Annotated in this window: 9 protein-coding genes; all 9 read left to right on the forward strand. The window is 29.6% G+C overall.

The window, feature by feature from the left end; genetic code table 11:
• Positions 1-339: 339 nt before the first annotated feature.
• From BO51_RS09565 to cas2, 9 genes are read left to right on the forward strand one after another with little or no spacing between them, the layout of a single operon-like run.
• The gene (locus BO51_RS09565) at positions 340-747 is read left to right on the forward strand and encodes a hypothetical protein (protein WP_496486155.1); all 408 of its coding nucleotides are present in this window, start codon (positions 340-342) and stop codon (positions 745-747) included.
• A gap of 11 nt (positions 748-758) precedes the next feature.
• A complete protein-coding gene (gene cas6 / locus BO51_RS09570; RefSeq protein ID WP_496486157.1) occupies positions 759-1,484 on the forward strand; it encodes a CRISPR-associated endoribonuclease Cas6 in 726 nt (241 codons plus the stop codon).
• Between the two features lie 15 nt (positions 1,485-1,499).
• Positions 1,500-3,416: a TIGR02556 family CRISPR-associated protein gene (locus BO51_RS09575; RefSeq protein ID WP_496486159.1), complete on the forward strand. Its 1,917-nt coding sequence runs from the start codon at positions 1,500-1,502 to the stop codon at positions 3,414-3,416.
• Positions 3,406-4,317, forward strand: a complete 912-nt coding sequence (cas7b, locus tag BO51_RS09580) for a type I-B CRISPR-associated protein Cas7/Csh2 (RefSeq protein ID WP_496486161.1) — start codon at positions 3,406-3,408, stop codon at positions 4,315-4,317. Before BO51_RS09575 ends, cas7b begins: the two co-directional genes overlap by 11 nt.
• A gap of 8 nt (positions 4,318-4,325) precedes the next feature.
• Positions 4,326-5,048, forward strand: coding sequence for a type I-B CRISPR-associated protein Cas5b (gene cas5b / locus BO51_RS09585; protein WP_496486163.1), 723 nt, complete (start codon positions 4,326-4,328; stop codon positions 5,046-5,048).
• Positions 5,049-5,056: 8 nt separating this feature from the next.
• Positions 5,057-7,369, forward strand: a complete 2,313-nt coding sequence (gene cas3, locus BO51_RS09590; protein WP_496486165.1) for a CRISPR-associated helicase Cas3' — start codon at positions 5,057-5,059, stop codon at positions 7,367-7,369.
• 9 nt (positions 7,370-7,378) lie between these two features.
• A complete protein-coding gene (gene cas4 / locus BO51_RS09595; RefSeq protein WP_496486167.1) occupies positions 7,379-7,900 on the forward strand; it encodes a CRISPR-associated protein Cas4 in 522 nt (173 codons plus the stop codon).
• A 12-nt stretch (positions 7,901-7,912) separates the two neighbouring features.
• Positions 7,913-8,905 carry a type I-B CRISPR-associated endonuclease Cas1b gene (gene cas1b, locus BO51_RS09600; protein ID WP_496486169.1) on the forward strand — a complete coding sequence of 331 codons (993 nt, stop codon included), beginning with the start codon at positions 7,913-7,915 and terminating at the stop codon, positions 8,903-8,905.
• A 3-nt stretch (positions 8,906-8,908) separates the two neighbouring features.
• Entirely contained in the window at positions 8,909-9,172 is a 264-nt protein-coding gene (gene cas2, locus BO51_RS09605) for a CRISPR-associated endonuclease Cas2 (RefSeq protein ID WP_496486171.1), read from the forward strand.
• The last annotated feature ends 188 nt before the right edge of the window (positions 9,173-9,360 follow it).

Below are 9,360 nucleotides of genomic sequence, written 5' to 3' on the forward strand. Positions count from 1 at the left end.
AGCTTGTCAATTTTAATTTTTTGATATTTGGGGCTGTGAGAATCATCAAAAGCCAATTGCTTGAGAGGAATATACTTTGCGATAAATAAAGTTAATTCATAAATTTGATTAATTAAGTATTGATTATATATAAGTAAATAGGATATAATTTGAGACATAACAATGACCAACCTTTCTTTTCTTTAGAATTTGTTGTGTACCAACTCAAATTATAACAGAAAAAGGGGGGTCATTGTTTTTTATTTTATAAAAATGATGTAACCCTTAATAATATAAGGTTTTAAATAAAAAAAAGGAGTGTCTTATTGCCACTACCGGATAAAATTTGGGGGTGATAATATGAATGTCGAAAGGGCAATTGAAATATCATATCAATTGTATGATGGGAAATTAGAAGAGAATGGAGTTCCGTTTATTTCCCACCCTATAGACATAGCCCTTAAGATGAGGACTAATGAAGCTAAAATCGCAGCATTATTTCATGATGCATTGGAAGAAGGAAGACTTTCAATAGACGATTTAGTAAAAAATGGATTTTCAGAAGAAACAATTGAAATATGTAAAGCTCTGTATAAAAAAGATGAGGAAAATTACTTAGACTATATTAAAAAAGTAAAAACAAATAGTATTGCGAGAAGAATTAAGATGGAAGATATTATGTACAATATAAAAAAGGGAGAAAAGACTTTAGGCAGCGAAAAATATAAACTCTTTAGAGAAGCTTATGAAGAGTTAATTACAGATTAAGAGGTGTATGCATGGAACTGAGGATAATTTTTCAATCAGAAGATGACATTATATTGCCAACTCATTACAACCACATACTTCAAGGATTTATTTACAACAACATAAATGCCGATTTAGCTGAGTTTTTACACGAGAAAGGCTATATCCTAAAGAGCAGGAATTTTAAGCTTTTCACATATTCAAATATATTGACAAAAGGACAAGTGAAAAACTCAAAATTGTTTTTTGGAAAGACTGTCGAATGGGTCGTGAAATCTCCTATACCAGAATTCATAAATTCATTTGGCACATATATATTGCAAAAGGACGATTTAAGACTAGGAAACAACAAAGTAACAATAAATCGTACTCTATTAAGCAAGCAAAAAGTTGAGTGTGAAGAAATAGAAGTTAAAACTCTATCTCCTATAGTAGCATACTCAACTTTTGCTAAAGAAAATGGTAGTAAGTATACTTGCTATTTTTCACCACACGAAAACGATTTCCCTAGGATTATCAGAGAGAATATCATAAAAAAATACACGGCATTTTATGGTGACTTGGGAGAAGATGTAGAATTTATAATTCAACCAATATCCAATGTAAACTTAAACATAGTCTACTATAAAGATTTTTTGATAAAGGGGTATTCAGGAAAATACAAAATAAGTGGTGATAAAAGACTTCTTGAATTAGCATTAGATGCAGGAGTAGGCAGCAAAAACTCACAGGGGTTTGGGTGCGTAGAAAAGATATAGAAAGGGGGGTAAGAGATGCTTGAAGGTATAATGCAATTGGGTGAAGCTGTATATAAAAAAGGGGACATATCTAATTATTTAAAAAAAGTAGAACCTATGAATGGGAAAAAGAATAAGTATATCATAAAAATTGACTTTGACTTAGATAACAAAATAATTAAAGTTGATGCTTTAACTCAAATGAGCAAAGATAGCTACAAAGACTATAATTATGTGGGAAGTGCAAAATCATCAGGAGAGGCTCAATGGCTACTTACATCTACTGGACTTAATTATCATTTGTCTGAAACTATATATAATATATTAAAATTAGATATACTTCCAAGCAAAAAAGAAGAATTGAATGAAGTATTGAAGCTATTTTTTATAGAACTTCCTAACGAGAAAGAAAAATACAAGTATTTATTAGACATTACTAAGATTGATTCAATTGGAGATGTGAATATTTCATATGATGAAAAAGATGGCAAGTCAACATTAGCAGAAATTGTAAAGATATTCAATGAATACTTAAAGAGAGAATTTAACATCACAAAAGATCAAGTTGGGTTGGTGACAATTTGTTTAAATGGAGAATTGTTAGCAAATGACGAAGAATATATAAAAAAAGTAATTGAATACAAGTCAGGAGCAACTGCTAAAAAACAAGAAAAGGGAGTATGTGCATATTGCGAGTCAAAAAATGATTTGGTTTCAGATTTAAATGCAGAAATCAAATTTTATACTACAAATCAAGTAATATTTGCAAGTGGATTTAATAGAAACAACTATTACAAAAATTTACAGTTGTGTAGCAGTTGTAGAGACACTTATTTAACTGGAGAAAAATATTTGCAAAACAACTTGTCTACCAAATTTAATGCTTTTTATGTTTATATAATTCCTCAATTCATATATGGAGTACCAATGAATAAACGTGATTTAGACGACTTCTCTAAAAAAATCAAAGATTCGTTTAACACAGTTACTACGATAAAAAATATTGATGAGGCTAGAAGGAATATCAAAGACAGCCTCACTATTACAAACAGCAACAGTTATTTTCTGTTAAACTTTCTATTCTACAGGAGTGCACAGGCATCTACCAAAGTACAAAGCTATATTAAAGATGTAGATCCATCTATTTTTGATAAAATAAATAGCGCTACTATAAAAACTATCGAATTAACTGAAAAAATGCTTCCAAACAGCATATATGTAAAAAGTGTAAATCTTGGGACTGTATATTATATGACACCAGTTAAACTAACCAATGGTAATCCAACTCGATACAAAGAGGTGCTTCAAAACTATGATGCCATATTGACGAGTAGAAGGCTAAACAGAAGGAAAATAATTCATTCTATTGTAGATTGCAGTGCCATAATAAGGCTAGAAAAAGATGGTTATAACTTGAATCCTCAGTGGGACAAGCTTGAAGATTATATTTTCCGCGCAAATATGTATATTAAGTTTTTAGAGTATTTGGGCAATATAAAGGGGGGAACTTATTTGGATACTAGTGAAATGATAATAAAAGACTATTATAAAGATTATATCAAAGAGATGAATTACAACGAAGAACAGACAGCGCTTTTCTTATTGGGGGTTCTTGTAGGGAAAATTGGCAATAAACAATACAAACAATTAGGTGCTGGGAATGATGGAAGAAAGCCAATTTTAAATAAGATCAATTATAACGGTATAGATCAAAGAAAATTAGAAAGACTTGCAAATGATGTGTTCGCTAAATTGAATCAACTTAAAATTAGACAATATAACGAAGATATATACTATGAAATGAAAAAATTATTAGATAAAAACATTAACTCTTGGGGGTTGGACAAGGAAGAAAATTTATTTTATCTATTATCCGGTTACTCATTTGAAACTATACAGGCAATGAATGCAAATAAGAACGATACTAAGGAGGATGTGGAAGATGAACAATAGTGAAATTTTATATTTATATGATGCAAAGTTGACAAATCCAAATGGTGACCCAGATGAAGAAAACAGACCACGTATGGACTATGATAGAAGCATAAACTTAGTTTCCGATTTAAGGCTAAAAAGATATATTAGAGATTATATGATATTAAATGGCGAAGACATATTTGTAACTGGCGTAAATGGAGAGCCAGTAACAGCAGATAAAAGAATAAGCGAACTTCCAGACAAATCGGAAGATTGGATACTCTCAAACTGGAGAGATGTTCGCTTGTTTGGTGCAACTATGACGGTAAAGAAGGATAATAGGACTTATATTGGACCAGTACAATTTAATTGGGGATACTCTTTAAATGAAGTAGAATTGCTTGAAGCAAGCATCACTTCACACTTTTCTTCGTCAGAATCTGCAACGCAAGGGACCATTGGTAAAGATTTTAGAGTTAAATATTCACTCATATCTTTCTTTGGTGTAATAAGTGGAAACAGAGCAGAAAAAACGAGATTGACTGAAGAGGATGTTAAATTTTTAGACAAAGCCATGAAGTATGCTATCCCAAATTTAGCAACTCGTTCAAAAATAGGACAATATCCTAGGCTGTATCTGAGAGTTGAGTATATTGACAATAAGACAATGCTTGGCGATTTTAGAGACTTGATAACCTTGAACATAAATGAGAATTTTAAAGATGTGAGAAGCATAAAAGACACTAGAGACATAAGAGATATTGAAGAATGCGAACTTGATATAACAAAGTTAGTTGAAAAATTAGAAAAAGAAAGAAGCAGAATAAATAAAATATATTATTTCCATGACGATAATTTGGAATTAACAGTTAACGGAGAAAAAGCAAGGGATCTTAAGGAGGTTCTATCCCAATTCAACCTAATCGAAATAGAGTAGGTGAGGCTATGAGAATTTTAAAATTTAAAATCAAAGGCAAGTTTGCTCATTTTAGGAAAATATACACAAATTCATCTTCACTCACATATGGCATACCTCCAAGAACTACATTAGTAGGCATGATAGCCGCAATACTAGGCATGGAAAGAGACTCATATTATGATACGTTTGATGAAAAAAATTTCATAATAGGTCTAAAAAAACAAAATAGTACCAAAAAAATCATGCAGACATTAAACTATTTTAAAGCAACTACTATAAATGAGGTTATATTCCCCAAGCAACATACTCAAATACCATTTGAGATATTGGTTAGTGAAAGTGGAGAAAGTATTGAGTATGAAGTATATTTATCTTTAAGTGATAGCAATTTATTTGAAGAAGTAAGTAATAGAATAATGAAAAAAGACTTTTATTATCTCCCGTATTTAGGGGTCGCTCCATTTAATTGCGATTTAGAATATTTGGGAATCTATGAAGGAGAACTTGCTAACGTTGACGAATTTGTTCAAGTCGAAACAGTAGTAGATTTAGGACAGATAAAGGAATTTAAACTAGATGATTTTGAAGGCAAACTATCAAGAGAAAGAATGCCTTCCCAACTTACAAATGAAAGAGTTCTGAAGGAAATTAAAACATATATTTACGAAGATGAAGGTAAACCCTTATATGTAAAGTTAGAAGGGGAAGCGATTAAGCTTCAAACAGGAGAAATAATTACGATAATGTGAGGTGTGCTATGGAATTTTATTCACATCCAGATAAATTGCTAACTGAGCATCTATTAGAAGTTAAGAATAAGGGGATAGATCTTTTACCAGAAGAATACAAAGAAGTATACAGTATAATAGCACTAACTCATGATTTTGGTAAATATACAAGTTTTTTTCAAGACCATCTATTAAGAAATGTAAAATCAAATAATTTATCAAGCCATGGGTTTATATCAGCATTGTTTGGTGCGTATGTTGCATTAGATAGATTAGAGGAAGAGTGCTATCTTCCTCTTATCTCTTATAATGTGATACTTCATCACCATGGGAATTTAGAAAACATGAAAAACAATTTACCACGAGAAATAAAGGTTCTAAAAGACGAAGATTACGGAGAACTGTGGACGAAAGTAAAAGTTGCCAAGGAACAGATAGAAAATTTAAAGGAAAACAAAGTTGCTATCTATCAAGACTTAACAAAACTTGGTATAGAAAATCATTTTTCTATGTTTATAGAAGATGATTCAGCTATAAAAGAAACATTAGTAAAATTAAAAAAAATAAACTATTTTTTTGAAAAAGAGCCAGATTTAACAAAATATTATTTTTTGCATCAGATTCTTTATTCTACATTAATATATTCCGATAAGCTTAGTGCTGCAAAAATTGGTGAAAATGGTTTGCCTAAAATAGAATTCGAAGAAGTTGACAAAAGCAAAAGGAATTTATTCCCAACTTCTAAGAAAGAAATTGATAGAATTAGAGATGAAGTATACAACAAAGTTATTAACAACATAGAAAAATACAGCAATGAATATAAAATATTTACAGTTACATCTCCTACCGGAACGGGCAAAACATACGCTGGATTTTTAGGAGCATTAAAGCTACGAGATAAACTTGGACTTAAGGGTAAAATCATATATTCACTACCTTTCACATCAATTATTGACCAAAACTATGATTCTCTAGAGAGGTTACTTACTAGTATAGATGATTTTGATGAAAATAAAAGTAAGTATATAATAAAACATCACTATCTAACTAATAGAGAATATCAAACACAAGACTCTGACTATTCAAATGCACAAGCAGAATTACTATTAGAAACATGGCAGTCGGATATTGTGGTTACAACATTTGTACAATTATTTCAAACTCTCATCGGAAATAGAAATAGAATGATAAAAAAATTAATATCTTTTAGAGATTCTGTTATTATAATAGATGAATTGCAAAGTATAGATGTAAAATACTTAAAGCTCATTGATTATGTATTAAGAAACGCAGTAGAAAATTTAAATATAAGAATAATACTAATGACAGCAACAAAACCTTTGATATTAACTGATGCAATTGAGCTATTAGATGACAATGAAAAACTATATTCATATTTTGACAGAACTAAACTTATACCTAAGTTAGATAAGATAACAATTGATGAATTTGTAGAAGAATTTATGAATAATATTGAAGACAAATCATATATGATAGTTGTAAACACTATATCTGAGTCGTTACAGATATTCAATAAAATAAAAGATTTGGATAGAAAAGTATATTATTTGTCAACTAATTTAATCCCTAAACATAGAAGGAATATAATAAAAAAAGTTAAAGAGGAATTAGAAAAAGGAGAAAATATTATTTTGGTTTCAACACAAGTTGTTGAGGCTGGGGTTGACTTAGACTTTGATGTGGCAATTAGAGACATGGCTCCTCTGGATTCTATAATACAAGTAGCTGGAAGATGCAATAGAAATGCTTTAAATCAAAAAGGCGAGGTCTATATTTATAGATTCATCGATGAAAATGGTAGAGAATTCAGTAGTTTTATCTATTCTGAAGTTTTAATAAATATAACAAAAGATATATTAAAAGATTTTACATGTATTGATGAAAAGAACTATTATGAACTAATTTATAAATACTATACTTTAGTAATGGACAAAATAAATAAAGATAGATCAACTGATTTAATAGATTCAATAAAAAAACTTAATTTCGATGATGGCAAGAATTCCATTTCCAGTTTTTCGTTAATTGAGAATAAACCTATATATCAAGAAGTTTTAGTTTTATATGACGATGATATTGAACAAGCCTTTGAAAAGTTTAAGAATCTTAAGAACTATAAAGACTATGAAACTAAAAGGAATGAATATTTAAAGATAATACCAACCATAAAAGAATATATACTTTCGGTACCTACAAAATATGTAAAAGAATTTCAAATAGATAACAATTTATGCATCATTCCCCAAATAGCCATAGATGATTATTATGATATTGTAACAGGTTTAAGAAGAGAATATGACAATAATGCCTTAATACTGTAGGTGATTAATATGAGTGACAATGATTTAATTACTGAAACTATTGAAGTTAATGGTACGCTGATTTGGTATATGAATATATGTAAAAGACAGGTTTGGCTTATGTCTCATGGCATTGTACCTGACCAAGAAAATGATTTTTTGTTCTTAGGAAAGTTTTTACATGAAAATAGTTATAAAAGAGAACATAAAGAAGTTAATTTTGAAAATTTAAAATTTGATTTAATTGATTCGAATGATGGTAATATAGTAATAGGCGAAGTTAAAAAATCTTCATCAGCAATCGAAAGCGCAGAATTGCAATTAAAATATTATCTTTATAGACTAAGAAAACATGGATACAATGTAAAAGGAGTATTAAGTTTTCCATCTGAAAGAAAGAGAGTAAAGGTTGAATTGACAGAAGAGGATTATAGAATGATAGAAGAATTAGAGCTAGAAGTTAAAAATTTAATTTCTGAGCGAAAACCTCCTAAAGCAATTAAGATAAAAAGATGTAAAAATTGTGCATATGCAGAACAGTGTTGGGCATAAGGAGAGAGAAAAATGAAAAAGAGAGTTTTTGTTTTCAATGATGGAGAATTAGCTAGAAAGGATAATACCGTTTACTTTGAAACAGAAGAAGGGAAAAAGTACTTGCCTATAGAAGACATAAGTGAGATATATGTTTTTGGGGAAATAACAGTAACAAAAAAATTATTAGAATATCTGAGCCAAAAAGAAATATTGGTTCACTTTTTCAACTACTATGGGTATTATACAGGAACATATTATCCAAGAGAGCATTTGAATTCAGGATATATGATAGTTAAACAGGCTGAACACTATATTGATGAAACCAAGAGGCTATATTTAGCAAAGAAGTTTGTTGAAGGAAGCGCAAAGAACATTCTTGCAGTAGTAAGATATTACAAAAATAGGGGAAAGAATTTATCTACCCTTGCAAATGCAATCAATGAGTTATACAACGAAATTTTTTATTCAGAAAACATTAATTCACTTATGGGCATTGAAGGAAACATAAGACAATTGTATTATGAAGAATTTGACACCATAATTGATGACGAAGACTTCATGTTTGAAAAAAGGACGAAACAACCACCTAAAAACTATCTAAATTCATTAATTAGTTTTGGCAATTCCCTATTATATGTTTTAATTTTATCAGAAATATATAAAACGCATTTAGATCCAAGAATTGGTTACCTCCATACCAGCAACTACAGACATTTTTCTTTAAACCTGGACGTTTCAGAAATTTTCAAACCGATCATAGTTGATAGAGTAATTTTTACTTTAATAGGCAAAGGGATGATTAAGACTGATGATTTTGATGATGACTTAGATGGAATTCTGCTAAATGAAAAGGGTAGGAAAAAGTTTATAGAAGAATACGATAAGAAACTGCAATCTACTATCATGCATAGAGAATTAGGAAGGAATGTTTCGTACAATAGATTAATAAGGCTGGAACTTTATAAGATAGAAAAACATTTTATGGATGAGGAAGAATATGATCCTTTCATATCAAGATGGTGACGTATGTTTGTTATATTAGTCTACGATATCGAAGAAAAAAGAGTGGCAAAAGTCTTAAAAACTTGCAGAAAGTACTTATATTGGGTACAAAATTCAGTTTTCGAAGGAGAAATATCTGAAGCGAAACTAACAGCATTAAAAACAGAATTATTAAAAATAATTAATAAAGAAAAGGATTCAGTAATAATATATACTTTCAGAACAACCAAATACTCTAACATAGAAATAATGGGACTTAAAAAAGGCGGACAAGATTTATTTATATAATTTGTCGTCGATGTTCAATAGTGCAAAAACCCCTGGAGATCGACGACAAATATAAATATATAAAACCTCATAATATGGACATTTTCAATAAATTGGTTATTTATCTATATGTTGACATTATAATCAACATATAGTAATATCAATATATCGACGGGTATTTAGTCTACCTATAAGGAATTGAAACTAAA

The sequence above is a fragment of the Soehngenia saccharolytica DSM 12858 genome (assembly GCF_059568515.1).

Excerpts from the sequence above, each read along its gene's own strand:
- BO51_RS09565 (WP_496486155.1), top strand. The coding sequence starts at position 340 with ATGAATGTCGAAAGGGCAATTGAAATATCATATCAATTGTATGATGGG.
- cas6 (WP_496486157.1), top strand. The coding sequence starts at position 759 with ATGGAACTGAGGATAATTTTTCAATCAGAAGATGACATTATATTGCCA.
- BO51_RS09575 (WP_496486159.1), top strand. The coding sequence starts at position 1,500 with ATGCTTGAAGGTATAATGCAATTGGGTGAAGCTGTATATAAAAAAGGG.
- cas7b (WP_496486161.1), top strand. The coding sequence starts at position 3,406 with ATGAACAATAGTGAAATTTTATATTTATATGATGCAAAGTTGACAAAT.
- cas5b (WP_496486163.1), top strand. The coding sequence starts at position 4,326 with ATGAGAATTTTAAAATTTAAAATCAAAGGCAAGTTTGCTCATTTTAGG.
- cas3 (WP_496486165.1), top strand. The coding sequence starts at position 5,057 with ATGGAATTTTATTCACATCCAGATAAATTGCTAACTGAGCATCTATTA.
- cas4 (WP_496486167.1), top strand. The coding sequence starts at position 7,379 with ATGAGTGACAATGATTTAATTACTGAAACTATTGAAGTTAATGGTACG.
- cas1b (WP_496486169.1), top strand. The coding sequence starts at position 7,913 with ATGAAAAAGAGAGTTTTTGTTTTCAATGATGGAGAATTAGCTAGAAAG.
- cas2 (WP_496486171.1), top strand. The coding sequence starts at position 8,909 with ATGTTTGTTATATTAGTCTACGATATCGAAGAAAAAAGAGTGGCAAAA.